Genomic DNA, 25464 nt, shown 5'->3' on the forward strand with positions numbered 1-25464 from the left:
ATTAAGCACTCCCTTGTATACCGATTTTCATCATCTTCATATCGTGGTTAACCTGCTGACTCATTAGGTTGTAACGAAGCTGATTCTCCGCAAGCAAAGACATTTCCTTATCTACGTCAACATTATTACGATCATTAGTAATAGAGGTCGATTGCTCCGTAATGACTTGCGGAGACTGGATTCGGAAAGAGTTATTGATTGGAATATGGAGCGGATTTGTCATTTTACCTGCAAGAGCCTTCGTACCTTGGCTGCCAATTGCCTGGCTTAATGCTTCCTCAAAAGCAACATCAGATCTCTTAAAATATGGAGTATCCTTATTTGCAATATTGTTGGCAAGTACCCGCTGTCTCATGGCTGCGGCATCAATTGCACCTTCTAAGCGATGAAAAGCAGCGCCGCCTAATAATTCCATTTCTATCGCCCCTTCACTCTTACATGAGAACTTCATCATAATTCATCAAACTTGTAATTCCACGCGTAGATTACAAATTCCTGCTAGAGTCGACAATTTTCTTGTTTTAATCATAATTACAACACAATGTGACATATTAAAATTTTCTAAGAACATCATCTACGACATAGAGTCTCGTGACAATAAGAAAAAAGCCCTAATCTTTGGATTAAGATTGGGCTTCTTTAACATTTAGTGAACGAATCAATTAATTTTTTCGGTGCTCCAGCTCCAAAAGCAATTGAGGATTCAGAATGCGAATATATGTTCCTTTCATACCTAGAGAACGAGTTTCAATAACACCAGCACTCTCTAGCTTTCGAAGAGCATTAACAATTACTGACCTAGTAATTCCTGCTCGATCCGCAATTTGAGAAGCGACCAGGAGCCCTTCTTTTCCTTCAAGTTTCTCAATTATTTGCTCGACAGCCTCCATCTCACTGAAGGAAAGAGAGTTAACCGCAACAGACACAATCGCTTTATTTCTCGCCTCTGATTCTCTCTCTTCTATACGCTCTCTAAGTATCTCCATACCTATTATTGTAGAGCCGTATTCAGCCAAAATCAGATCATCGTCACCAAAAGATTCAACTTTTCTAGATAAGACTAAAGTACCAAGTCTATCTCCGCCACCTATAATCGGAACAATGGTTACAATGCCATTATCAAAAGCGGCTTCAAGTGGGGATAGAATACCTTCATGCGCAGAAATATTAGCGGCAGTCTCAAAAATACGTAATAATCGTTCATTCGTTTCTACTGGGAATCTTAATTCATTAGAATTATCCTTACGTAGCCACATATCTGAAAATTCGACAGAATGCGCTGTTCCCAATACTTTTCCTCTTCTGCTGAGCACGAATACATTCCCTTGCATCGTTTCCTGCAGTCCTTCAGCCATCTCACGAAAGCTAAGCGGCTTACCCGCGGCCTTGTGCAGAACTTTGTTGAGCGTCCGAATTTTCATCAACAGCGTCATGATTTCAGCTTCCTCCTAATGCGACGAGCAAGTAACGATTCCGCCGTCCATAGGACGGCGGTACACGTTTATAGTTATAAAATATATTGACTCAAATCACGATTACTTGCAATACTTGCTAGCTTCTCACGTACGTATTCCGGCGTAATCTCCATCTCTTCAAGCTGCAGCTCTGGTGCTTCAAAGGACAAATCCTCAAGCAGCTTCTCAAGAAGCGTATGAAGTCTGCGCGCACCGATGTTCTCCGTATTGTGATTGACCTCTTGCGCCATACGAGCCAGCTCAGAAATCGCCGTATCAGTGAAGGTCACCTTGATCCCCTCGGTTTGTAGCAGCGCCGTATACTGTTTCGTTAATGCATTCTCAGGCTCAGTCAGAATACGTATGAAATCCTCATCTGTCAGGCTGCTAAGTTCAACACGAATAGGAAAGCGCCCTTGCAGCTCTGGAATTAAATCCGAAGGCTTAGCCACATGAAATGCTCCAGCTGCTATGAAGAGCACGTAGTCAGTTTTGACAGGGCCGTACTTGGTCATGACAGTCGATCCCTCTACGATAGGTAGAATATCCCTCTGTACCCCTTCACGAGAGACGTCAGGCCCCTGTCCGCGTCCCTGGCTAGCAATCTTATCTATCTCATCAATAAAGATGATTCCCGATTGCTCAGCCCTTCTAACAGATTCGGAAATAACATCATCCATATCAATCAGCTTATTAGCTTCCTCGACGATCAATACTTTGCGCGCCTCCTTGACGGTAAGACGACGCTTTTTACGACGTTTCGGTAGAAACTGACCTAGCATTTCCTGCATATTGCCCATCTGCTCTTGTCCAGGGCCTCCGAGCATATCCATCATGTTCGGCGAGTTGTCTTCAACCTCAATCTCTATCGTTTCATTTTCCAAGCTACCGGCATCCAACTTAGCTTTGGTTTCTCGTCTTTTGTCCTGAAGACTAGGATCAACTGGCTCTGGCTCATCGCTTGGGGTAGTCATGCCGCCAAACAACATTTCTAAAGGGTTTTTCTGTGATTTCGGTTTGGATGGAGATGGGACCAGTAAAACAGCAAGTCGCTCATTGGCAGCTTTCTCAGCTTTGTCCTTAACCTTCTCTGTCCGCTCCTCCTTCACCATGCGTATAGCTGTTTCAACCAAATCCCTAACCATGGATTCAACATCTCTGCCTACGTAACCGACTTCAGTAAATTTCGTCGCCTCTATTTTAATAAATGGAGCATGAACCAGCTTAGCCAGCCTACGTGCGATTTCCGTCTTACCGACACCAGTTGGTCCAATCATCAAAATATTTTTAGGCACAACTTCATCACGTATTTCTTCTGGCAAGCGGTTGCGACGGTAACGATTACGTAAAGCAACAGCTACTGAACGCTTAGCTGGTTTTTGACCTACAATATATTTATCTAGCTCAGCCACGATTTGGCGGGGAGTCAGCGTATCGTTCATGGGATTCTCTCCTTTTGCAATCTTGATCATCCGATTTCCTCAACGACCAAGTTGTTATTAGTAAATACACAAATTTCGGAGGCAGTTTCCAGAGCAGCACGAGCGATTTCTTTAGCATCCATATTAGGCGCATAACGCTTTAAGGCACGCGCTGCCGCTAAAGCGAAGCTTCCGCCTGAGCCGATAGCAAGAATGCCATCATCAGGCTCGATGACCTCTCCGTTACCAGACAACAGTAGCATACCTGTTGCATCCACAACGATCATCATCGCTTCCAAACGACGTAATACACGATCAGAGCGCCAATCCTTCGCTAGCTCAACTGCAGCACGCTGCAGATTGCCATGATGCTCCTCAAGCTTACCTTCAAACTTCTCAAACAATGTAATAGCATCCGCAACAGAGCCTGCGAAGCCAGCAATGACTTGCCCACGATAAAGCCTACGTACTTTTTTAGCGGTATTCTTCATGACCATGCTATTACCGAATGTTACCTGACCATCACCCGCGATAGCACCTTTTCCATTATGGCGGACCGCGCAGATCGTCGTAGCGTGAAAGCTCATATCCATGGACTAAACCCCCTAGTGTAATTAGTTGTATAAAGCCGCAAAAGCAGCAACCTGTAGGTCAGGTGCTGCCGCTGCTTCATGGACTACAACTCGGAATTTTGCTTCATCTCCAAGCTTAGGGCATCGATGCCTTCCAGTGCCCTTGCAGCAATAGCTTCGTTTTTCTCTTTCTTGCTCCGAACCCGGTGCCCAAGGGGCGGGAAGAGGCCAAAATTTGCGTTCATCGGTTGAAAATGCTTAAAGTCCGCCGTTGTAATGTACTGCGCCATGCTCCCAAGAGTTGTATGTGCAGGTAAAGTTAACGGCTCCAGACCTTTTGCCAATCTTCCGGCATTTAAGCCCGAGATAAGACCTGAAGCAGCAGATTCAACATATCCCTCAACACCCGTCATTTGACCTGCGAAGAAGAGCTTCTCTCTGCCTCTGAATTGATAGGTCGGGTGCAACAGCTTAGGAGAATTAATGAATGTATTCCGATGCATAACTCCGAAGCGCACGAACTCCGCATTCTCGAGCCCAGGAATTAATGAAAATACTCGTTTCTGCTCCCCCCACTTGAGATGGGTTTGGAAGCCAACAAGATTATAAAGCGTACCCGCCGCATTATCCTGACGAAGCTGTATAACCGCATGTGATTGAATGCCTGTGCGCGGATCGACTAATCCTACCGGCTTCAGAGGACCGAACAGCAGTGTTTGTTTCCCTCGCTTAGCCATGACTTCAATCGGCATGCAGCCTTCAAAGTACATTTCCTTCTCGAAGTCTTTCACTTCTGCCGTTTCCGCTGTAATTAGGGCTTCATAGAAACGATCATATTCCTCTTCTGTCATGGGACAATTCAAGTATGCTGCTTCCCCTTTATCATACCGAGAAGCCAAGAATACCCTATCCAGATCGATAGAATCCTTCTCAACAATTGGTGCCGCTGCGTCAAAGAAATAAAAGTATTCCTCTCCCATCAGCTCTTTAATGCTATTAGAGAGCTCAGGGGAAGTTAATGGCCCCGTAGCAATTACGACAATGCCGTCTTTAGGAATGTCCGTGACCTCGTCATTAATGACCGTAATTAATGGATGCTCCCGAAGCCGCTTCGTGACTTCTCCGGAAAATCCATCACGATCAACAGCAAGTGCTCCTCCAGCAGGAACAGCATGTAGATCGGCACAAGACAATATTAACGAGTCGAGTCTTCTCATTTCTTCCTTTAGAACACCTACCGCATTGGCTAGACCATTTGCTCTAAGGCTGTTACTACACACTAGCTCCGCAAACCCATCCGTATGGTGGGCTGGCGTTCGCTTAACTGGTCGCATTTCGTATAAAGTGACGGGTACTCCTTGCTTGGCGATCTGCCAGGCAGCTTCGCTACCTGCAAGACCTGCGCCGATAACCGTCACGGATTGTAATTCACTCAAAGCAGAAACCTCCTTACCTTTCTTTACGCATCATTCCGCCGCTTCTTCGACATCCTCGACGTTCTCCGAGTGGGTGCATGCTGTACAGTGATATTGTATTTCGCCTTTAACCTTTTTCTCGATCATCATCCCGCCACAGCTAGGACATGGCTTAGCAACTGGCTTATCCCAGGATACATAGTCACAGCCAGGATAGAGATTACAGCCGTAGAACATACGTCCCTTCTTACTCCGTCGCTCGACAATTTGTCCTTCGGCGCATTTCGGGCAATGAACTCCCGTATCTTTAACGATGGGTTTCGTATTCCGGCAATTCGGAAAGCCGGAGCATGCGAGAAACTTACCGAAGCGACCCATTTTGTATACCATAGGACTTTCGCATTTGTCGCAAACCTCATCGGATGGTTCATCCTTGATTTCAATTTCCTTCATCTCTTCCTCGGCGAAATTCAATCTCACCTCGAACGATTTATAGAAATCTCCAATGACATTAACCCAATTCTGCGTTCCTTCCTCTACATGGTCTAAATCACCTTCCATGTTAGCGGTGAACTCGGCATCCAGAATTTCTGGAAAGAACTCCTCCATTAGCTGGATAACAAGCTCTCCAAGCTCGGTAGGAATAAACTTCTTCTCTTCCATCGCGACGTAATTTCTTTTCTGGATCGTTTCCAGCGTCGGTGCGTACGTGCTTGGACGACCAATACCAAGCTCCTCTAAGGTTTTAACCAGTCTCGCTTCGGTAAACCGTGGTGGCGGCTGTGTAAAATGCTGCTTGGGATCGATTTGATTGGACTTAACGTCATCACCCGCAGTGAGCGCAGGCAGTAGCTTATCCTCGTCCGTCGTACCATCATCATTACCTTCAACATATACCTTCATGAATCCAGCAAACTTTAATTTGGAGCCATTCGCACGGAACACTACCGGTCCGTTTCCTAAATCTACAGTCATCGTATCAAGCACTGCAGATGACATCTGGCTAGCTACAAAACGCTCCCAGACTAGCTTATACAAACGAAACTGATCCTTAGAAGTAAAAGCTTTGACAGAATCCGGGTCGCGAAGAATGGAAGTAGGACGAATCGCTTCATGCGCATCCTGTGCATTGGCGTTTTTCTTCGTATACACACGTGGTGTATCCGGCATAAACTTGTCTCCGTATTTACCTACAATATATTCTCGTGCTTCTTCCTGAGCTATTGGAGATATTCTTGGTGAATCTGTACGCATGTAGGTAATCAAACCAACCGTGCCCTCTTTGCCCAGATCGACCCCTTCATATAGCTGTTGGGCGATCTGCATCGTTTTCGATGCACGGAAATTAAGCTTGCGGGCAGCTTCCTGCTGAAGAGAGCTCGTAATGAAGGGAGGCGAAGGATTACGCAAGCGTTCCTTTTCCTTCACTTCACCAACGACAAAATCTTCACTAGCCATTAGAGCTAGAACGGCTTTAACATCTTCTTCGCTCGTAAGCTCCTTCTTCACTCCATTAAGGGAATGAAATTTGGCCTCGAATGTCGCCTTCTCTTTGATAAGATGCGCCGTAATGCTCCAATATTCTTCAGGGATGAAAGCGCTTATCTCATTTTCTCGATCATAAATCAGCTTTACAGCAACCGATTGCACACGACCAGCGCTCAAGCCTTTCTTAACCTTTTTCCACAGCAATGGACTTATCTTGTACCCAACGAGTCGATCAAGCACCCGTCTCGCTTGCTGCGCGTTTACTAAATCCATATCGATAGGACGAGGGCTCTTGAATGCATCCTTAACTGCTTGCTTCGTTATTTCATTAAATACGACACGACAAGCATCCTTCTCGTCTATTTCTAGATAGTGTGCCAAGTGCCAGGCGATTGCTTCGCCTTCCCTGTCGGGGTCAGCCGCGAGATACACTTTCTTAACTTTTTTACTTGCATCCCTTAATTCCTTAAGGATACTCCCCTTACCTCGAATAGTAATATATTTGGGCTCAAAATCATTGTCTACCTCCACGCCTATTTGGCTTTTTGGTAAATCACGAATATGGCCCATGGACGCTTTGACGATAAATTTGCTTCCTAAATATTTACCAATCGTCTTGGCTTTTGCTGGTGATTCTACGATAACGAGTGAATCCGCCACGTCCATTCCTCCTCTCCTACGGTCGACAAGTCCTCATGCCTATGTGCTTATGTCTCCATTTAAAGGACATTATATACAGAACCGGGTTGTTGATGAATCCGTCTTTTTAATAGTAAAGATAGCAGAACAGAGTGTAAATGTCCAAATGTCATCCCGGATTGTATCGTCAGCTCGTCCAAAGAGCAGGGGTTATCGAGTAAAAAATCATATATTTTCGCCTCATCAGGAGTTAATGGAGTAGGAATTAAACGAGGCTCAACAGAGCCTTCTTCTTTAATAAGAGCAGTAGAAGCTTCAGGCAGCCGATAGACGTAGGATTGAAAAATATCGGTCTCATCCAATACCGGAATCGCTCCTTTTCTGAAATACTCAAGTGCGCCAATGCTTCGGGGTGAAGTTATCTGTCCCGGCACAATAAAGACATCCCGATTGTACCCGAGCGCTAAATCTGCTGTAATGAGAGCCCCGCTTCTCTGCGCTGCCTCCGCAACAATTACGCCATAAGATAATCCAGCGATAATCCGATTACGAAGAGGAAATAAGCCAGGTCGAAGCGTAGTATCAGGCGGGCTCTCCGATAAAATCAAGCCTTTAGCGGCCAGTTCGTGATATAACGCTTTATTTTCAGGTGGATAGCATACATCTACGCCTCCTGCTAGCACCGCAATCGTCCCGTATGGCGCCCGTAAAGCACCGGAATGCGCAGCCGTATCAATTCCCTTCGCTAATCCGCTAACGACCGTCATACGCTTTGCACAGCCTGCAGCAATGTCTTCTGTTACCTTGCGCCCGTATCCAGTTGCTAATCGGGTGCCCACAATTGCAATTGCCGGATTATGAACGAGCTCCCAATTCCCTTTATAATAAAGCACCCAAGGCGGATCTGCGATTTGAACGAGTAATTCAGGATATTGTTCATCCAAATAGGTAACAACCTGCATCCCGCGCTCTTCATGCCTACGCTCCATCCGAATGATTGCTTCTGGGCGCAGGTTGGCGACTATTGCAGCAGCTTGTTTTTGGTTAAGTCCCATATCCCTCCAGTCACCTGCCAAAAAATCCGAAACATGCTTTAAGGAGCCCTGCCCTTTCATAGCGCCGTACATCAATATAGTGGCGATCGAAATTCGACCTACCCCTTCAGTCTCATGTAGTCCAATTAACACTTCCCTGGTAATACCTGTTAACAGCGCTTCTGACCTCGTCACGATCTTAACCTTGTCCTCGGACATCTAATGGATTCGCCCTTTCTCGTTTCTGTATATTTGAAAACAAAAAAGCCTCCCACACCCTCAACAGAGGGGGCGGAAGGCTGCTTGCCTTACCGATTCACAAAGATAACCATTCAACTATCTTCATAAATGTATATATGGATTACATCCGTATTAGGATTTACATTTTTCTAGCAGGCCTTTTTCCTCAAGCACGGCAACAAGCGTCGCGCCCATGTCGGATGGCGTAGGAGCAACGCGGATACCGCACGCTTCAAGCACAGAAATTTTCTCAGCAGCTGTACCTTTGCCTCCGGAAATAATTGCACCGGCATGTCCCATACGTTTGCCTTCAGGAGCAGTAGCGCCACCGATAAAACCAACGACTGGCTTAGTCATGTTCGCTTTAACCCATTCAGCTGCTTCTTCTTCAGCTGTACCACCGATTTCGCCTATCATGATTACCGCATAAGTATCCGGATCTTCATTGAAGAGCTTAAGAATATCGATGAACTCTGAACCTTTAACCGGGTCGCCACCGATTCCTACAGCAGACGATTGACCGATTCCGTTGGAAGTCAATTGATGAACCGCTTCGTATGTCAATGTCCCGGAACGGGAAACGACACCTACGTGGCCCTTTTGGTGAATATAACCCGGCATGATACCGATTTTAATTTCACCAGGTGTAATAACGCCTGGACAGTTAGGTCCGATTAGACGGGTTTTCTTGCCTTCCATGAAGCGCGTAACCTTAACCATATCAAGAACCGGAATGCCCTCTGTAATACAGATGACAAGCTCAAGCTCGGCATCTACCGCTTCCATGATCGCATCAGCTGCGAACGGAGGTGCGACATAGATTACCGACGCAGTAGCGCCTGTTGCATTGACAGCTTCAAGTACCGTGTTAAATACCGGCAAAGAAACGGTTGTGCCATTTTCCAAGTTGAAGTCTACATTCGTACCGCCTTTGCCCGGCGTAACGCCGCCGACCATTTGCGTACCATAGTCCAATGCACCCTTGGCGTGGAAATTTCCCGTTGCGCCCGTGATGCCTTGGGTGATCACCTTGGTGTTTTTATCGATCAAAATACTCATGATTATACACTCCCCGGTAGGTTCTCCCTAGTCAATTCACAAGCGATACGATTTTTTTCGCACCGTCGGACATCGAATCAGCAGCCACGATGTTAAGGCCAGATCCATTCAAAATCTCTTTACCTAAAGCAACATTCGTGCCTTCGAGACGAACGACCAATGGACGGTCAAGTCCCAAATCACGAGCCGCAGCTACAACACCCTCAGCGATAATATCGCACTTCATGATGCCGCCGAAAATATTAACAAATATCCCTTTGACGTTAGGATCTGAAAGGATAATTTTAAATGCTTCGGTTACTTTTTCCTTCGTAGCACCGCCGCCAACATCTAAGAAGTTAGCCGGGGATCCTCCGAAATATTTAATAATGTCCATCGTCGCCATAGCTAATCCAGCTCCATTAACCATGCAGCCAATGTTGCCGTCTAGGGCGATGTATGACAAATCGAATTTGGACGCTTGAATTTCTTTAGCATCTTCTTCATCAAGGTCACGAAGCTCAACGATATCCTTGTGACGGAACAATGCATTGGAATCAAAGTTCAGCTTGGCATCAAGTGCCATAACATCACCGGATCCAGTAACGACGAGTGGATTGATTTCTGCGATGGAGCAATCCTTCTCTTCGAACGCTTTGTACAATGCCAGCATGAACTTAACTGCTTTATTAACCAGTTCGCCAGGAATTTTAATGTCATAAGCCAATTGACGAGCTTGGAACATTTGCAATCCTACAGCTGGATCGACAATAACCTTAATAATTTTTTCAGGGGAATGTGCGGCTACTTCCTCGATGTCCATGCCGCCTTCTTCTGAACCCATCATTACAACGCGACCTGTACCACGGTCTACAACTACGCCGATGTAATATTCTTTCTTAATGTCGCAGCCTTCTTCAATAAGAAGACGCTTAACTTCCTTACCTTCAGGTCCAGTTTGGTGTGTAACCAATACTTTACCTAGCAATTCCTTCGCGAACTCCGCTACGTCATCAACGCTCTTAGCGATTTTGACGCCGCCCGCTTTTCCCCGTCCACCTGCGTGAATTTGGGCTTTAACGACCGTTACCGAGCTTCCGAGTTCTTTCGCGACGCTTACGGCTTCTTCGACGGTAAACGCCACTTTGCCGCGAGGCACGTTAACGCCATACTGCCTCAAGACTTCCTTGCCTTGATACTCATGAATATTCATGACCTGGCATCCTCCCGTTGTGCGCTTTAATATCGAGTGCGGCTGATCGCTTAATAGATTTTATCTTACGCAGCCGTCACAGGTGACTTTCAGTTAGCGATGCCTGCATCGCCCGTAGCTGTCACACAAGCTATTTATGTAACAAAACCTTCACCATTGTAACACTATTTATTAAACGGTTCCTCACTTTTTCAGCAATTTATTAGTCTTATTTGGCAATGGTTTCATCTCAAATTGAGATGGAAATAAGGCAAACACATATAACTTTTGCTATTTGTCGCCTTATTATTCTCAAGTAGTATGACCGATGACAACCTTGTTCAATCACAATTTGCCTTCAGAGAGTATGGAACCTGTCAGCTACTATTCTGTAGCCTGATCCAAGCATCGATAACTAATCGCTTCCGCTACATCCTCGGATCGAATGGCTTCCCGTCCGGCTAAATCCGCAATCGTTCGTGACATCTTTAGAATTCGGTCATGAGCTCGGAAGCTAAGTCCAAGCTGTGCATATACTTGCTGAAGCAGCATCTCAGCATCGGGAGAAAGCTTAGTGTACTTCTTCAATAAAGGTCCCTGAAGCTGGCTGTTCCAATGAATCCCATGCTTAGCGTATCGAAATTTTTGTCGCTGGGCCGCTTCCATTACGATTTCCCTAGCCTCCGCGGAGGACATTCCCGTTTCCGAGTTATTTCTGACCGATTGGCGAGGCAGCTCCACTTGCAAATCCAGCCGATCAGCAAGAGGACCAGACATACGAGCTCGATATCTTGCAATCGCAGCAGGTGAGCACGTGCAAGGCCTATCATCGACCCCACCCCCGAAAAAACCACAGGGGCAGGGATTCATTGAAGCTGCCAGCATAAAACGTGCTGGAAAACGACACACACCTCGTGCTCGCCCAATCGTTACTTCCCTGTCCTCCAGAGGCTGGCGCAGCGCTTCTAGGCATACACGAGAAAACTCAGGCATCTCATCCAAAAATAAAATGCCATGATGGGCCAGTGTCACCTCACCCGGCTTGGGAGTGGAGCCCCCACCAATTAGGCCAGCTGCTGAGATTGTATGGTGAGGTGCGCGAAAAGAACGTTGGCGGATAAGTCCAGATTGAGATTGAGTATGACTTAGCTTGCCACAAACACTTAGTATCTTAGTAACGGATAACGCTTCTTCATCGTCCAGTGGTGGCATAAGCGTTGGGAGACGGCGGCAGAGCATCGTTTTACCAGTGCCGGGTGGACCAATGAACATTAGATTATGCATGCCACTAGCTGCGATCAGGAGCGCGCGTTTCCCTAGCTCTTGACCAATAACATCGGACAAGTCGATCTCGCTTTCCGGTGTACTCGAATTCAAGCCAGATCGATTCAACAATCGTAATCGTTTCGTGCTAAATCCCGAATTACTCCGCGAAGGACTGCTTGCTTCTTCTTCGCCAGCAAATCCGCTTATCCATTCTGCTAGAGATGAAATGCCGAATACCTCTATTCCCGATATAAGGGATGCCTCCGCAACAGCGGCATGAGGGACGACAACTCTACCTATTCCCGCACTTCTTGCCAGCTCAGTCATTGGCAAAACGCCAGGCACACTTCTAACCATACCGTTTAATGATAATTCTCCGATAAACAACGTATCTTCAAGCAATTTGGCTTCAACCTGCCCACTCGCGCACAGTATACCGGCAGCAATAGCGAGATCAAATGCACTGCCTTCCTTGCGAAGGTCCGCAGGTGCGAGATTTATTGTGATGCGATCCATCGGAAACTTCATTCCACCATTCTGGATCGCAGCCCTTACACGTTCAACAGATTCCCGCACAGCAGAATCAGGTAAGCCAACAACGGAAACTTGAGGAAGCCCCGAGCAAATATTAACTTCTACCTCAATAAAACGACCTTCCACACCAAGCACACTAGCGCTCATGATTTTGACATACACAAAAAAGCACCTTCCTCCGTCGATGTTTAATCTGACGGGAAGGTGCTTCCTCTCCGAGCCATATTTACAATTAGAGTACTCCGATTATGCTGGGCTGTCAATGAATTTCCATTTGCATGCAAAATACATTATTCGTTGCTTTGCCCTAAATCAATCAGCTCCATCAAAGCTGCAGGTAATTGGAATTCTTGATTCCGAATAACAATCCGCTTCGTGCTGCCGATTTCTTCTTCCTCTTGGTTTTCCTTAATTTCAGCAATCTCTTTGTGCAGTCTCTCCATCTGACGATCCAGAGCTGCAGCCGAATCTGCCGCCTCTTTCAGTTCTTGTAGCAATCTCAAAGGTACAGTTTGCTTATATTTGTAGAAGATTTTATGCTCCAGGCTTGCCCAGAAATCCATGGCAATCGTCCGTATCTGCACTTCTACGCATACATTCTCATGTCGATCGGACATATATACCGGCACTTCTACGAGTAGATGAAGGCTTTGGTATCCATTAGGCTTAGGCTGCTTAATATAGTCCTTCGTTTCTATAATATTGAGATCACTTTGGCTGCGAAGCATTTCGCTAATACGGTAAATATCCGAGACAAATGAGCATGTAATCCGCAATCCAGCAATATCCTTTATGTTACTCCTGATGCTGGAGAACGATATGTCACATTGCTTACGGAATACTTTATTTAGAATACTCTCAGGTGTTTTCAAACGAGAATTCGTGTGCTCAATCGGATTGTAATCATGCAGGAATTGAAATTCTTCCTTCAGAATATCAATCTTCGTCTCTAAGGAATCAAGAGCAAATTTGTACATCATCATAAACCGGGTGATTTCTTCTTTGAATCTTTTAAATTGTTCTAGCTGCACCATCTGATTATTCAGAACTAATCACCCTTCATCAATCGGCTTATTTCCCTAATAGAATACGGGTATAGGGAGAATCGATCGGCAACATAATGACAGGCTCATTCTCAAGCGTTGTCACATAGCTTTGCAGCGTCCGATAAAAGCTGTAAAACTTAGGATCCTTGCCATACGATTCATTATATATTTTTGCGGCTTCCTGTTCACCTTGCGCAATAATTTTCTTGGCATCCGCTTCCGCCTGAGCAAGTAACTCAGTTGCTGTACGATCAGCTTTTGATGTAATTTTATGCGATTCTTCGTCTCCCTCAGACAAGTAACGCGCAGCGATAGACTGACGATCTGAAATCATCCGATTATAAACACTCTGCTTGTTGCCTTCCGGGAGATCTGTACGCTTAATTCTTACATCAATGATTTCAATACCATAATTATCCCGTATAAGCGCGGTGGAAACATCTTTGGTGATGTCATCATTTATGTTACCACGTTCTGTGTTCTCACTGATAATATTATCGTAATTAATTTCTGACAATTTCCGGCGAACAGAGTTATACACGGCTTCATCAATACGTTGCACACCAACACTAACGGTTTGAACTGTTTTCAAGAAGCTTTCAGGACTCTTTATTCGCCAAACGGTATAATTATCGACGATTATCGGTTTTTTATCCTTTGTGAGTATAGATGTTGGATTACTTTCATAAGTCATTTGATATTTCGGCAATTTAGAAACACTTTCTACAAAAGGTATCTTAAAGTACAGCCCCGGGCTTCCTTCAACTCGAACGGCCTCTCCAAACTTAAGGATAACCTTGTACTCGCCTTCTTTTACGACATATAGAGAAGCAGATCCTATGATTATTACTGCTAAAAATGAAACCAGTCCAACAATTAGTTTTTTACTCATGGCGTTGTACCTCCTTGCGCAGCCCCTGCGTTTCCTGCATTACCCGTTGCACTACCCGCACTACCCGAAGCACTACCTGTTGCTCCCGCTGTCACTCCTGTTTTACGAAGGAGCTCGTTTATCGGTAAATACTTGACGGTGTCGCCACCCGAATCGGAGATGAAGATTTTGGCCTTCGGCAATATTTTCTCCAACGTTTCCACAATCAAACGGCTTTCAGTTACGCCAGGGTTTTTAGAATACTCTACGAAAATAGCGTTAAACTGGGCTACATCCCCTTCAGCATTAAGAATACGTGATTTTTTCACACCTTCCGCATTCTCAAGCATAGCTTGCGCTTCTCCGCGAGCTTTTGGTATTTTATCATTTTCGTATTTTGCTGCATTGTTAATCTTCGTGTTTTTTTCCTCACGAGCATTCGTAACCGCGCGGAACGCTTCCTCTACTTGACCACTAGGCGGTTCTATATCTTGAAACTTAATATCGACAATCTGAATTCCTGTATTATATTTCGCTTGAAGATCAATTAGCTTTTCACGAACTTTATCTTGAATTTCAGTTTTTCCGTTTGTAATTGCATAATCAAGCTTTTCCGAACCAATAACGGATCGAATGGATGAGCTAGCTGCATTACGCAGGAACTGCTCCGGATTGCTAATATTGTATAAGTATTTTTGAACATCGCTTATTTTCCACTGTACAACGGCATCAGCGGATACAATATTCTCGTCTCCGGTTATCATCATCGATTCCTCTTCAACCGGGGTTGAGATGTCATTATCTAGACGATAACCTATGTAAATACGTTGTGTAAGCTCTGCCGGCACAAGAATAACCTGCTGAATCGGATAAGGCCATTTGAAATGAAGGCCCGCTGTCGACTCCCCTGTATACTTTCCGAATGTAAGGATAGCTGCCCTCTGTTGCTCTTGAACGGTGTAAAATGATGAATACGCGATTAGTGCCACGAGTACGCCGATAACACCTAAACCAATTTTCTTAAGTAATCCTGGCGGCAAATCAAGTGGATTTTCTGGCTTTTTTTGATTGTGAACAAGTTCCATATAGACTGATACCCCTCCCTGATGTAGCTTTCATATCTTTCTTTGTTACGTAACAGAACACTTTACGTTTCATAAAAATAGCCAAAATCCTCAGGAAAAACGTATTAAAACAAGCATAAACATTTTTCGCTGTCTTTTGGGTAGCGAAAAAATGTTTATGTTTGTGTTATTCAGGGATGGATTTCGTGAAACTTATTCGTTCTGAATAACCATGCATTAGCGGCTGACGCCGTCCTTTTCACGGCGTTCTAAGTTTATGTGGGAGATTATTCAGAAATGGATTTCGTGACATATGGCTTGCATGACATATGGCTTACGAACTCAGTAACTCTTATTTGATCAAAATCTAATGATTTTATATTTTAACGAGCTCCAGACATCTTATATCCAGCAAAGCGGCGCGTTTTCCCCTATATTTTCCTCAATAACGCTACTGGAGTTCGTAAGAACAAATAAGTAGTCAATTTATCGATAATAAGCACGATTCGATTCGTTAGCTAGGACAGACATTTCCCTCTTGCATGTGCGAAGCCGTAAGCGAGGTCGTAATTGGTATGCGGATTGTAGTGGGATGTGGGATGCCGTAAGCGAGGGAGTATCGGTATCCGGAATGTAGTGGGATGTAGGATGCCGTAAGCGCGGACGTATTCGGTATGTGGATTGTAGCGGGATGTAAGATGCCATTAACGAGGTCGTATTCGGTATGAGGATTGTAGTAGGATGTGAGATGCCGGAAGCGTGGTTGTGATCGGTATCCGGAATGTTGTGGGATGTGGGATGCCATTAGCGCGGTCGTAATTGATATGCAGATTGTAGTGGGATGTGAGATGCCGGAAGCGCGGTCGTGATCGGTATGTAGTGGAAGTTGTGGACTGTGGTGGGGTGCGGTAGATAATAAACTGTCTGACCTCGCTTGATAGGGTGCTGTTTTTATAATTCATTGTAAAAAACCACCCAAAAAGGGTGGCTTGTTAAGATGAAATCGTATATTTAGTTATTTCAGAAGGCACCTGGTAGATGCTTGATTTCTGTAGCCTTTCCTTCCGCATCGAGCGTTACAGCTACGACATCGAATCTAATCGATAGTGGATTGCCCTTGCGCTGCTTGAGATAAATAACAGCCAGTTCACGGACTTGACGGCACTTTCGTGGGGTTATAGCTTCTACCGCCGATCCATAGCGAGTAGGGTTTGTTCGCGAACGGACCTCTATGAACACCAAAGTGTCACCGTCTAATGCGATAAGATCAATCTCACCAGACCGGCAACGCCAATTGCGCTCTTCAATGACATAACCGGATTGCTGCTGTAGATGCGTTGCTGCGATTTCCTCACCCGCAAGTCCGACTGCCCGACGACTGTTGTTAGCAACGGAATGTCGCGATTTCACTGGGCCTTGCATGGGTGAGGTTGAATGTTCTTCCATGAGTCACGCACCTCCTCAAGGTAAGATCTTCTTGCAACTAGCTCTTGTTAAGCCCCGCCCTGCGGTCTGAACGATAAACAAAGCTAAGCACTTCAGCAACAAGCTTATAAAGCTCTGGAGGGATTTCTTGGTCCAAATCGAGCTTGGACAAAACCTCTACTAGCGAAGGATCCTCTTGAACCGGAATGCCGTGCTCAAGCGCGCGACGCATAATTTCATCCGCAATAACTCCCTGCCCCTTAGCTATCAGGGTTGGCGCGCTGCCTTGGGCTGGATCATATTTAAGGGCTACAGCCTTATTAGGTATATTTCTTTTGTTCTTATACGGTGAGTTCATGCTCTATAGTCGACTCCCTTATAAGGCTTAGTCGTGTATGTGCTGGAAATCGCTGGAGTATCTGTGCCAGCAGCGGATTGCGTTGAAGAAATAGCGCCATTCTTCCATGGTGGGAGAGGAGCAGTTGTCAGCGACAGCAGCTGGAAGCCTGCATCTGTCATGCCTGATGCTAGCTCTTCTCTTGCATGTTCAAGCAAATCCGTCATGCCAGAAAAATCACTTAGCAGCTTTAACGACACAATTCGGTCGACAACTTGAACATCGACGAGCGTATCGCCAAGATTACGCATTCGCAAATCAAACATGAGATGACAATTGTCCACATCCCATTCGCCCCGACGGCTCCGTCGGGTTTGCACATGAATGGTGGCCGTCGTCTCTCCGTCCTGCCCTTTCATTGGCACAAACAGTGTCATATGACTGAAGGGAGCAACGTTGCTCCGGTCAGAGGAGAGCAGAAGCTGCTGGCCGGTCACTTGATTGGCCAGCGTTTGCGCCGCCTCCCGCAGAGCGGGGGGGACGTCATCATGCGCCGCAAGGGCGAGCAAAGCGCCCTTGAGCGTATCCGCGGCCGCATGCCGCGCCTCTTGCCCGGGGGCATCCGCCCCAGGCGCTAGAGCTGCGGCTCCGCCCGCAGGAAGCCCGGCGGCATCGCCGGGCAACCGCGCCTCGGCGCCATGCATGAGCTGACGCTCATGCCCGGTGCCGAGCCATTGCAGGAAGCGGCCAATCCATGCCGCTTCCGGTTTAGGGGCTGACGGCTGCGCAGCGTCAGCCTGCTTGGGCGCGGCTGCGGAGCTCTCCGCCGCGCCTGCACCTACAGCAGCGACGCGATTCGCCGTCGCTGCGTTGCCCTCAGGGGCAGCAGCCTGCGCGCCCTGCCCCGCCGCATTCGCAGCACTATTTGCTGCGAATGCCCCTTGCCCTTGCACTTGACCTTGCACTTGGCCCTGACCTTGACCCTGCCCTTGCGCCCCCGTACCCAACGGCGCTGCATTCCCATTAGCCCGCCCAGCACTCCCATCATTGCTTTTACCTGCAGCCGCATCCGAGCTCTGATTCGCAAACTCGCCTACCATCCTCGATCCGACAGCTGCGTCCTTAATCTGCGCCTTATCGCCTTCCGTCCCCTTAGAGGTCGCAGCATTGTTCAAGCCTTCTTTGCCCGCTAGCTGAGCCTCTCCTTCCGCTATTAACGCGTTACCTTGCGCTAAAAGGCTCTGTAAACGCTGACCTAACGCAGTAGCTTCCGGGGAACGTGCCCCTGCGCCTCCTAGCCAATTACCGAGCTCAGTTTTCATATTCGCTAGCTCTTCATGAATAGGCTGACCAAACAAAGCTTGACGAAGCGAAGACAAAGTCGTTTCGGTTGGTGCTAAACCACGTCGAAAAGCCACATCAGCCGCATTAGACCAAGAAGCAGCATCTACCCCAGCAGGCTTTAAGGAAGCAGCCGTATTAAAAAAAGCCGCGGTTTCCTTCCCTATCGGGTAACCGTCCCGCTTCAAACCACGAATCAGCTCCATGGATGACTTCTGATCCGTCAGCCCGAACGATTTCAATATATCCTTCAACCCTTCCTCAGGTAAGGCATCCGAAGTATCCGTAAGAGGCTTTAAGGTGACTAATCCTCCGCTTCCTCCTGGCTGCACCTGTAGAAGAGTGCTTTTTCCAAGCAGCATCTCCGCATCTAGCTTTGCTTTCACTTGCACACCATTAATATTAATCATAGCCTCTTGATTATCGAGTAGCTCGACCAGCACTCCCCTAACAATCTGACCGATTCTAAGCTCCAGCGAGCGACTATCCGTTGGCTGGGCATCGCCCATTAACGCCCGCATCATCGGGCCAATATTCATGCCCATACCGTTTCCCCCTTGCGACAAGCCTTATATCGTTATGTATCGGCATTTTAACGGTTCACGATAAATGAATTTCTTCTCAATTTCTAACTAAAATAGCTCCTGCTGCTCCACAAACAAGTTTTTAAGAAAGCTACTTCGATGCATAGGTGTCGGACCTAGCTCTAGTAAAGCTTCCCGATGCACCTTCGTTGCGTAGCCTTTATGTACAGCTATTCCATAGCCTGGATACAATACATCCCACACTTCCACACATAAGCGATCTCGCGTAACTTTCGCTAGAATCGAAGCAGCAGCAATGGATTGACTTAAGCTATCGCCTTTAATAATCGCCGTTTGTTCAGTAGCCAAGTCTACGTTTTCCGCATCAACGAGCAAGTGCTCAGGTGCAACGCTTAAACCTTCTATCGCTTGCTTCATAGCGAGCCTTGACGCCTGTCTTATATTAATTGAATCAATAACGGATGCTTCAATGCGTGCAACCGACCATGCAACAGCCTCTTCAACGATCTGGTCGTACAGCCTGTCCCGCTTCTTCTCGCTAAGCTGCTTCGAGTCATTCACTTCTTCAAGCACGAGCCCTACCGGCAAAATAACTGCAGCAGCAACAACATCCCCGAACAAGCAGCCCCTTCCAACCTCATCCACGCCTGCAACAGCGGTCAACCCTTGCGTCCAAAGCGCCGTCTCAAAAGCTAGGCGATTGATCTCAATTAATTCATCCTTTTTAGCCATCTACAAAATGCCTCCTAAAGCCGTTCCATCCTCCTATTTTCCGACATGAATCGCCGAATGCCAAGTCTTATTTTGTAAACAGCCGCCCAACATGTTCTGAAGAAAGCCTTAACAGTCAATTACTCCCGCCGTTCCTCACGTAAAGGCTTAACATCTAAGGGTATTGCCACATCGTCCATCTCCTCAAATCTAGCCTGAAACCGCCCGCTATAGCGGAAAATGGTGCCGAGAATGGGGTTGTTCACTTCGACAGATATTTTATACGTGCTTTCCTCGTCGTCGTACCATTCACACACATCAGCGATACCTGTCAGTAAGGACGGAAACTTGAATTTAATGCCACCTTCATAAAACCGTTGCTCGCCGGAGCGGATTTTGATGCCTCCATTTTCCTGTGCCGAAATTTGTAAATCGACCGCAAGATGCTGCTTGCTTCCTAAATAATCAACAATTCTATCCCGAGCCTGGCTGTATATCATCGTGGCATCGAAGCAACGAATCGCTCTAGGGAATTTGAATTTACGACTCCAGGTTACCGTCTCCCGACCAAAGGAATCTACATAAGCATAATTTCCAATTGTAAAAGGGACCTGTTCCCCGCCCTGCGGAAACATAATATTACGAAGCGTACCGAGGTACAACGGCAGAAGCGCCCACTTAGAATACCAAATCCGTTCCATCACACCGTATCCAATCGAGGCAACTCGATCCTTACTATTGAAACCGAAACGCTGCTGTATGCGGGGGTGGAGCTTCTGAAAATCATTACCTAATACTTGCTGGTAGATCGATGCCATCCTTATCTCCTCCTCAATGTTACGCTTATCTTTTACTTCATTTCGGATCCGGTTTGCGCTTGCATCTCGAAGCATCCGGTAGATCTTCAATTGTTCTTGATGCAAAAAAACTTAATACAAACAGGGACAAATTAAACGTAAGTGGGTTAAAAGGGCTCTGCAAAAGCTCCGGAGTTCCCCAAACAGCGGCAATTCCCAGTAGGATAAGGCTCCAAGCTTGTACCTGATAAACCCATTTACGTCGATGCTGTAAACATAGAAGTAAGGCAAACGCAACTTCCGCTACGCCTACGCATGGCAACACCATCGTTTCCAAGCCTGGAAACCAACCCGTTTGCCGAAGCAGTTCAATTTCTCCGGACTCCGGATATAGCAGTTTAGGCACAATGCCCTGATATAGCCACGTCAAAGCGAGCACAATTACGGATAAGTAATGCATGAAGGCTCTCTGTAAGCTCACCGCTGGCGAAACTTGCTTTTCCAGCCAAATCCTCAGCATATCGAAGCTCCAAGCAGTCGCATATCCGAACAGAGGACGAAAGGCTATCCGATCTACCCACTCACCAAATGCTCCAAACCTAGTCCGGTAATCATATTGCGTAATGAAGGTTACACCGTCGCCCACATCAGTCGGCTTGTATTTCCAGTATCCGCCGCCTTTTCGAATTAATGACACGGCTTGATCCGATCCAAAAGCCAAGGCGGATACTCGCTCACCTGTCCGTTCCTCCCGCATAGCTTTCGTTATGCCAGTTCCAGCTATATTCAGCCCAAAGCCGATTCTTGTCCGATAGAGAAACGTTTGACGGTTGTCCCCATCATCGCGAGGTAAATACGTGATTTCCGAAAATCTTAAATCCCACTGCTGATGAAGATCGGGCGATTGCGTATGCTTCCATAGCTCGTCCATATTCGTCATCATTTTAATTTCAACGTAGATCGGTTTGCTGTTCATCCTGCACCTCCTCCGATGAGCCTTCCAAAAATCGCCTGCGGATGCTGTCCGTCGGAACAATGCAGCTCATCTGTCGACCGAACCAACGATATCTTCGATTAGCAATGAAGTCATACACCCTATCGCGAAGCCCTCGAGGAATAACGATCCCGACGTACAACAATCGCCATAACCCTCCGAGTTCCCTACAGGTACGTAGTGCTGCAGTGGATTTAATATAATAATGACCGTTCTCGATCATAACGAACGTATCTAGATCAGTCAGAGATAAGCCGCCTTTATGCAACAGCCTTTGCCCCTGCACAGACTGAAGCGATGCGAAACGAAACAACGCTTTCGGATCTCTCCTTATAACAAACCTAGTAATGCCATGGCACAAATTACACTGGCCATCGATCAATAAGATAACAGGCTCTTTGAAATGGTTCTCCCTATCCCTCATCGCACGTCCCCCTCTCGTTATCTTTATTTTAGACCGGTTTCCCACATTTGCTCAGTTCCAACTTTCAAGGTAGAAACACAAATAAGGTACTACGGATCGTAGTACCCTCAGCACCTTTTCACAGCCAAATCCCTCACCTTATCCAACAGACTCCTCACTATCGTCGCAAATTGCTGCTACTTTAAGCCCGCCTTCTCCAACAATCCCCTCGCCATCGTCGCAATTTGCTACTTTAAGCTCGCCTTATCCAACAAACTCCTCACCATCGTCGCAAATTGCTACTTTAACCTCGCCTTATCCAACAATCCCCTCACCATCGTTGCAAATTGCTACTTTGAGGCCCTCTTCTCCAACAATCCCCTCACCATCGTCGCAAATTGCTACTTTAATCTCGCCTTATCCAGCAAACCCCTCGCCATCGTCGCAATTTGCTACTTTAAGCCCGCCTTCTCCAACAATCCCCTCGCCATCGTCGCAATTTGCTACTTTAACCTCGCCCTCTCAAACAAACTCCTCACCATCGTCGCAAATTGCTACTTTAAGCTCGCCCTCTCCAACAGTCCTCGAGAGCCGAGCGAGCTATGGCCGATCTAGCCGCCGCCTACAACCCTTTCCTGCGAACCCTCTCGACCGCTTCCTTACTGCTCCTCACGCCAAGCTTCTTCAATATTTTGTTCACCTGATTTTTAAGCGTGCTTTCCGCCTTATACAGCTTCTGCTCCATTTGCGGCTGCGTGTAGCCCTCTTCGATCAGCTCGAACACCTCGCGCTCCGCCGGAGTGAGCTCCTTTAGCTGCTCCTCACGCTTAAGCCTAGCGTAATCCTTTAGCAATGCATCCATCGCCGATGGATGGTGATAGGCACTACGAATCGCTTGTGGAATTTCCTTGAATCGTGTTTTCTCAATATAATTAACAGCACCCGCCGTAAAAGCCTGCATAATGACGCTCTCTTCATTCACCGATGTCAGCATAATAATTTTGGCCGGATGAATTTCATGTATTTCTACTGCGGTAAGGATTCCTTCCATTCCGCCATCAGTTAGCTGAATATCCATGAGCACGACGTCGAACGCCAGCGTCTTGGCAAGCCTGATCGCCTCATCGGACTGCATGGCCGCTCCAACGACGAGCATATCCTCCTCATGATTCAAGAAAGCCGTCATCGCTTTGATCCAATCCGGATCGTCCTCCACTAACAATACTTTGATATACTCTTCCTTTGACATGGAATCCCTCCTTATCGCTTGCTCACTTTTGGAAAATGTAACGTAATCCGCGTACCTACACCCACCTGACTAGAAATATCGACAGATCCTCCACTTTTCCGCATTACATTGTACACGTAGGATAAGCCTAGACCGAAGTTGCGACTATTACTTTTCGTGCTATAAAAAGGTTCGAACACATGGGCCAGCTTATCCGCCGCAATCCCTGAACCTGTATCTTCTATGTTTACTGAAATCCCTTTATTATTTTCAGCTATTGCGGCACGAATTTCGCCACCATCCTTCATCGATTCCATAGCATTAACGAGAAGGTTACCTATAACTTCTTTAATATGGACGGGATCGCACGATAGATTAGGTTTTGCCGAAAAATCTCTATAGATAGTTACCCCTTGGGTGTCCAACCGAGGCTGATTGTGCTCTATACATTGCTCCACCAGCTCATCGAGTCTGCAAGGCTGCACTACCAACACAATATCTTTCATTCGGCTATGAATCCGATCAACCATTGCAAGCATATGATCCGTGGAATCCGAAATAATCTGTAGCTGCTGCCGAGACTGCTCGTCCCCAGGAATGGTCCTTCTCAAATTTTCGGAGCTAATGGCGATCTTGCCGATTTCATTTTTCAAAGTATGGTTTAGAAGCTTAGATCCCATGCTAACGGCTTTCATCGCATTGTCCAGCGGGTCCCTTTCAATTCTGAGCCGAACGCCGAGCACCCCGTAGAGGAATACACAGAGCAACGCAACCACGAAAGAATAGATAAGAAAGTAAGAGACATACTCAAAAAACTCGAAGCTTGGATAAACGACTTTGGCGACATAAATAAACGTCAACGCTGCTAGTAAGGTTGGAACGATAATTAGTGTAGTAACTAATCGATTCCTCCTTCTACTACGGTTGTTTTCTTTAAGGAGTGACCAAATCAAAAACCAGCAGCTACCTAAGTAATATGGAGCAGCCCATGCCAATATAAGCCCATAGCTTACAAGCATTTCGGGTGTATAAGTTGTATATGCCGCAGTCACGACGACTGGAATGAACAGCAATCCCTTTAGCCAAGCTTTCCGCCTACCCTCATTCAGAAGCTCCGAATACGCGATGCAGAAGATGAAAACGGCATAAGGAGTAATCGTTAAATTCATGAGCTGTATCGCATCAGCCCATCCTTCGTGCCCAGCATTCCGAACCTCGTCGGATAAGCCTCCAATAGATGCAAAGCTGAGAAATACAGCCGCCCATCGATTAATTTCGCTTCTGGGATTGTTGGCGAGTAGAATAAAGGCGGCCGCAAGAAGCACCGCAAAATAATAGAGCATCCTGTACCGTCCTTTGTCATTAATACTGTGATTTATAATGTAATTTAACATATTATTGGCGCTTGTAACACGAAAAGCTGCAACACAAGCGTCTAAAACCACTCATGCTGCAGCTTATTGAAAGCAAGCTTCTATTCCAATTTAATGCGCTTATTCAGGACTTTCCAACGTCATCCGCCCTAGCTTGCCAGACCGTAGATCACGCAGCAGCAGCGTAGCTGCTTTCTCATAATCTACATTTCCTCCGCTCACTAGACAGCCTCTGCGCCTCCCGATGTTTTCCAGCACGTCGATGGCAGCTTGCATATCCGGTAGCTCGGTAGGAAGATCTTCAAGCCCATATCTCTCTTCCATAGCAGGACGATAGCGCTCGACTAATATTTTAAGAACAAAGCAAGCTACCTCGTCAATATGAAGAATCTCTTCTTTAATCGCTCCAGTAGCAGCCAATCGAAATCCCGCTACAGGATCATCGAACCTAGGCCACAGAATACCAGGGGTATCCAAGAGCTCTAGCTCGCCACCGAAACGAATCCATTGCTGACCTTTCGTGACACCCGGACGATCACCCGTAATAGCAATGTTACGTCCAGCAAGTCGATTGATCAGTGTAGACTTACCTACATTCGGAATACCAACAATAAGCGCACGTAGTGGCCGAGGTTTCATCCCCTTGCTTATTTGACGCTGGATTTTCTCCTGTAGCAGCTCCTTCGATTTGCCAGCAAGATCTTTAACTCCGGTACCTATATTGGCATCAATCGCATGCGTTGCATGTCCTTTATCCCGAAAATAACGAGCCCATGCTTCTGTTTGCACTGGATCAGCCAAATCAGCCTTGTTCAGCAAAATAAGACGGGGCTTTGACCCTGTTATTTCATCAATCATCGGATTGCGGCTTGATTGCGGAATACGCGCATCCAGTAGCTCAAATACGACGTCTATTAACTTTAGTTTTTCTTCAATTTGCCGTTTCGCCCGGGTCATATGACCGGGGAACCATTGTATTGTCATCGTAAATCACCTCTCATGCAGAGCGAAGCGCGAGGGAATCCCTCGCGCTCTT

Annotated in this window: 23 protein-coding genes; all 23 read right to left on the minus strand. The window is 46.6% G+C overall.

Annotation, left to right across the window (positions count from 1 at the left end; genetic code table 11):
- Nucleotide 1: 1 nt before the first annotated feature.
- The 23 genes from flgB to ylqF all read right to left on the minus strand — a co-directional run bounded on the left by flgB (nucleotide 2) and on the right by ylqF (nucleotide 25412).
- Nucleotides 2–415: a flagellar basal body rod protein FlgB gene (flgB, locus tag KCTCHS21_RS18805; RefSeq protein ID WP_130611779.1), complete on the minus strand. Its 414-nt coding sequence runs from the start codon at nucleotides 413–415 to the stop codon at nucleotides 2–4.
- 247 nt (nucleotides 416–662) lie between these two features.
- On the minus strand, nucleotides 663–1433 hold the full coding sequence (codY, locus tag KCTCHS21_RS18810; protein WP_130611782.1) for a GTP-sensing pleiotropic transcriptional regulator CodY: 771 nt from the start codon (nucleotides 1431–1433) through the stop codon (nucleotides 663–665).
- A gap of 74 nt (nucleotides 1434–1507) precedes the next feature.
- Complete coding sequence (gene hslU / locus KCTCHS21_RS18815; RefSeq protein ID WP_130611785.1) at nucleotides 1508–2896, minus strand: ATP-dependent protease ATPase subunit HslU; 1389 nt, start codon at nucleotides 2894–2896, stop codon at nucleotides 1508–1510.
- Between the two features lie 26 nt (nucleotides 2897–2922).
- Nucleotides 2923–3468, minus strand: coding sequence for an ATP-dependent protease subunit HslV (hslV, locus tag KCTCHS21_RS18820; protein WP_130611788.1), 546 nt, complete (start codon nucleotides 3466–3468; stop codon nucleotides 2923–2925).
- Between the two features lie 83 nt (nucleotides 3469–3551).
- Nucleotides 3552–4883 (minus strand): FADH(2)-oxidizing methylenetetrahydrofolate--tRNA-(uracil(54)-C(5))-methyltransferase TrmFO, encoded by a 1332-nt coding sequence (gene trmFO / locus KCTCHS21_RS18825; protein ID WP_130611791.1) that lies wholly within the window; start codon nucleotides 4881–4883, stop codon nucleotides 3552–3554.
- 30 nt (nucleotides 4884–4913) lie between these two features.
- Complete coding sequence (gene topA / locus KCTCHS21_RS18830) at nucleotides 4914–7010, minus strand: type I DNA topoisomerase (RefSeq protein WP_130611794.1); 2097 nt, start codon at nucleotides 7008–7010, stop codon at nucleotides 4914–4916.
- Between the two features lie 59 nt (nucleotides 7011–7069).
- A complete protein-coding gene (gene dprA / locus KCTCHS21_RS18835) occupies nucleotides 7070–8242 on the minus strand; it encodes a DNA-processing protein DprA (RefSeq protein WP_130611797.1) in 1173 nt (390 codons plus the stop codon).
- 153 nt (nucleotides 8243–8395) lie between these two features.
- The gene (gene sucD / locus KCTCHS21_RS18840) at nucleotides 8396–9322 is read right to left on the minus strand and encodes a succinate--CoA ligase subunit alpha (protein WP_130611800.1); all 927 of its coding nucleotides are present in this window, start codon (nucleotides 9320–9322) and stop codon (nucleotides 8396–8398) included.
- Nucleotides 9323–9353: 31 nt separating this feature from the next.
- Nucleotides 9354–10514 carry an ADP-forming succinate--CoA ligase subunit beta gene (gene sucC / locus KCTCHS21_RS18845; RefSeq protein ID WP_130611803.1) on the minus strand — a complete coding sequence of 387 codons (1161 nt, stop codon included), beginning with the start codon at nucleotides 10512–10514 and terminating at the stop codon, nucleotides 9354–9356.
- Between the two features lie 363 nt (nucleotides 10515–10877).
- Nucleotides 10878–12440: a YifB family Mg chelatase-like AAA ATPase gene (locus KCTCHS21_RS18850; RefSeq protein WP_232057882.1), complete on the minus strand. Its 1563-nt coding sequence runs from the start codon at nucleotides 12438–12440 to the stop codon at nucleotides 10878–10880.
- A 143-nt stretch (nucleotides 12441–12583) separates the two neighbouring features.
- Entirely contained in the window at nucleotides 12584–13327 is a 744-nt protein-coding gene (locus KCTCHS21_RS18855; RefSeq protein WP_130611809.1) for a GTP pyrophosphokinase, read from the minus strand.
- A gap of 37 nt (nucleotides 13328–13364) precedes the next feature.
- Nucleotides 13365–14231 carry a protease modulator HflC gene (gene hflC / locus KCTCHS21_RS18860; RefSeq protein WP_130611812.1) on the minus strand — a complete coding sequence of 289 codons (867 nt, stop codon included), beginning with the start codon at nucleotides 14229–14231 and terminating at the stop codon, nucleotides 13365–13367.
- Nucleotides 14228–15295, minus strand: a complete 1068-nt coding sequence (gene hflK / locus KCTCHS21_RS18865) for an FtsH protease activity modulator HflK (RefSeq protein WP_130611815.1) — start codon at nucleotides 15293–15295, stop codon at nucleotides 14228–14230. Before hflK ends, hflC begins: the two co-directional genes overlap by 4 nt.
- A gap of 999 nt (nucleotides 15296–16294) precedes the next feature.
- Nucleotides 16295–16720 (minus strand): YraN family protein, encoded by a 426-nt coding sequence (locus tag KCTCHS21_RS18870; RefSeq protein ID WP_232057883.1) that lies wholly within the window; start codon nucleotides 16718–16720, stop codon nucleotides 16295–16297.
- A gap of 37 nt (nucleotides 16721–16757) precedes the next feature.
- Nucleotides 16758–17057 carry an EscU/YscU/HrcU family type III secretion system export apparatus switch protein gene (locus KCTCHS21_RS18875; protein WP_130611818.1) on the minus strand — a complete coding sequence of 100 codons (300 nt, stop codon included), beginning with the start codon at nucleotides 17055–17057 and terminating at the stop codon, nucleotides 16758–16760.
- Entirely contained in the window at nucleotides 17054–18922 is a 1869-nt protein-coding gene (locus tag KCTCHS21_RS30935) for a hypothetical protein (RefSeq protein WP_157994075.1), read from the minus strand. The genes KCTCHS21_RS18875 and KCTCHS21_RS30935 overlap by 4 nt, the downstream gene beginning before the upstream one ends.
- An 87-nt stretch (nucleotides 18923–19009) precedes the next feature.
- Nucleotides 19010–19654, minus strand: a complete 645-nt coding sequence (locus tag KCTCHS21_RS18885; protein WP_130611821.1) for a ribonuclease HII — start codon at nucleotides 19652–19654, stop codon at nucleotides 19010–19012.
- A 119-nt stretch (nucleotides 19655–19773) separates the two neighbouring features.
- Complete coding sequence (locus KCTCHS21_RS18890; protein ID WP_130611826.1) at nucleotides 19774–20451, minus strand: DUF4166 domain-containing protein; 678 nt, start codon at nucleotides 20449–20451, stop codon at nucleotides 19774–19776.
- A 37-nt stretch (nucleotides 20452–20488) separates the two neighbouring features.
- Nucleotides 20489–21406: a DoxX-like family protein gene (locus tag KCTCHS21_RS18895; RefSeq protein WP_130611829.1), complete on the minus strand. Its 918-nt coding sequence runs from the start codon at nucleotides 21404–21406 to the stop codon at nucleotides 20489–20491.
- Nucleotides 21381–21848, minus strand: coding sequence for a thiol-disulfide oxidoreductase DCC family protein (locus KCTCHS21_RS18900; protein ID WP_130611832.1), 468 nt, complete (start codon nucleotides 21846–21848; stop codon nucleotides 21381–21383). The genes KCTCHS21_RS18895 and KCTCHS21_RS18900 overlap by 26 nt, the downstream gene beginning before the upstream one ends.
- A gap of 601 nt (nucleotides 21849–22449) precedes the next feature.
- Nucleotides 22450–23076, minus strand: coding sequence for a response regulator transcription factor (locus KCTCHS21_RS18905; protein WP_130611835.1), 627 nt, complete (start codon nucleotides 23074–23076; stop codon nucleotides 22450–22452).
- 11 nt (nucleotides 23077–23087) lie between these two features.
- A complete protein-coding gene (locus KCTCHS21_RS18910) occupies nucleotides 23088–24449 on the minus strand; it encodes a sensor histidine kinase (protein WP_232057884.1) in 1362 nt (453 codons plus the stop codon).
- 99 nt (nucleotides 24450–24548) lie between these two features.
- Nucleotides 24549–25412, minus strand: coding sequence for a ribosome biogenesis GTPase YlqF (ylqF, locus tag KCTCHS21_RS18915; protein WP_130611838.1), 864 nt, complete (start codon nucleotides 25410–25412; stop codon nucleotides 24549–24551).
- Nucleotides 25413–25464: the final 52 nt, after the last annotated feature.

The organism is Cohnella abietis (assembly GCF_004295585.1).
Lineage (GTDB): Bacteria > Bacillota > Bacilli > Paenibacillales > Paenibacillaceae > Cohnella > Cohnella abietis.

Coding starts and splice junctions, on each gene's coding strand:
- flgB (WP_130611779.1), bottom strand. CDS start 415: ATGGAATTATTAGGCGGCGCTGCTTTTCATCGCTTAGAAGGTGCAATT.
- codY (WP_130611782.1), bottom strand. CDS start 1,433: ATGACGCTGTTGATGAAAATTCGGACGCTCAACAAAGTTCTGCACAAG.
- hslU (WP_130611785.1), bottom strand. CDS start 2,896: ATGAACGATACGCTGACTCCCCGCCAAATCGTGGCTGAGCTAGATAAA.
- hslV (WP_130611788.1), bottom strand. CDS start 3,468: ATGGATATGAGCTTTCACGCTACGACGATCTGCGCGGTCCGCCATAAT.
- dprA (WP_130611797.1), bottom strand. CDS start 8,242: ATGTCCGAGGACAAGGTTAAGATCGTGACGAGGTCAGAAGCGCTGTTA.
- sucD (WP_130611800.1), bottom strand. CDS start 9,322: ATGAGTATTTTGATCGATAAAAACACCAAGGTGATCACCCAAGGCATC.
- sucC (WP_130611803.1), bottom strand. CDS start 10,514: ATGAATATTCATGAGTATCAAGGCAAGGAAGTCTTGAGGCAGTATGGC.
- KCTCHS21_RS18850 (WP_232057882.1), bottom strand. CDS start 12,440: ATGAGCGCTAGTGTGCTTGGTGTGGAAGGTCGTTTTATTGAGGTAGAA.
- KCTCHS21_RS18855 (WP_130611809.1), bottom strand. CDS start 13,327: ATGGTGCAGCTAGAACAATTTAAAAGATTCAAAGAAGAAATCACCCGG.
- hflC (WP_130611812.1), bottom strand. CDS start 14,231: ATGAGTAAAAAACTAATTGTTGGACTGGTTTCATTTTTAGCAGTAATA.
- hflK (WP_130611815.1), bottom strand. CDS start 15,295: ATGGAACTTGTTCACAATCAAAAAAAGCCAGAAAATCCACTTGATTTG.
- KCTCHS21_RS18870 (WP_232057883.1), bottom strand. CDS start 16,720: ATGGAAGAACATTCAACCTCACCCATGCAAGGCCCAGTGAAATCGCGA.
- KCTCHS21_RS18875 (WP_130611818.1), bottom strand. CDS start 17,057: ATGAACTCACCGTATAAGAACAAAAGAAATATACCTAATAAGGCTGTA.
- KCTCHS21_RS30935 (WP_157994075.1), bottom strand. CDS start 18,922: ATGGGCATGAATATTGGCCCGATGATGCGGGCGTTAATGGGCGATGCC.
- KCTCHS21_RS18885 (WP_130611821.1), bottom strand. CDS start 19,654: ATGGCTAAAAAGGATGAATTAATTGAGATCAATCGCCTAGCTTTTGAG.
- KCTCHS21_RS18890 (WP_130611826.1), bottom strand. CDS start 20,451: ATGGCATCGATCTACCAGCAAGTATTAGGTAATGATTTTCAGAAGCTC.
- KCTCHS21_RS18895 (WP_130611829.1), bottom strand. CDS start 21,406: ATGAACAGCAAACCGATCTACGTTGAAATTAAAATGATGACGAATATG.
- KCTCHS21_RS18900 (WP_130611832.1), bottom strand. CDS start 21,848: ATGAGGGATAGGGAGAACCATTTCAAAGAGCCTGTTATCTTATTGATC.
- KCTCHS21_RS18905 (WP_130611835.1), bottom strand. CDS start 23,076: ATGTCAAAGGAAGAGTATATCAAAGTATTGTTAGTGGAGGACGATCCG.
- KCTCHS21_RS18910 (WP_232057884.1), bottom strand. CDS start 24,449: ATGTTAAATTACATTATAAATCACAGTATTAATGACAAAGGACGGTAC.
- ylqF (WP_130611838.1), bottom strand. CDS start 25,412: ATGACAATACAATGGTTCCCCGGTCATATGACCCGGGCGAAACGGCAA.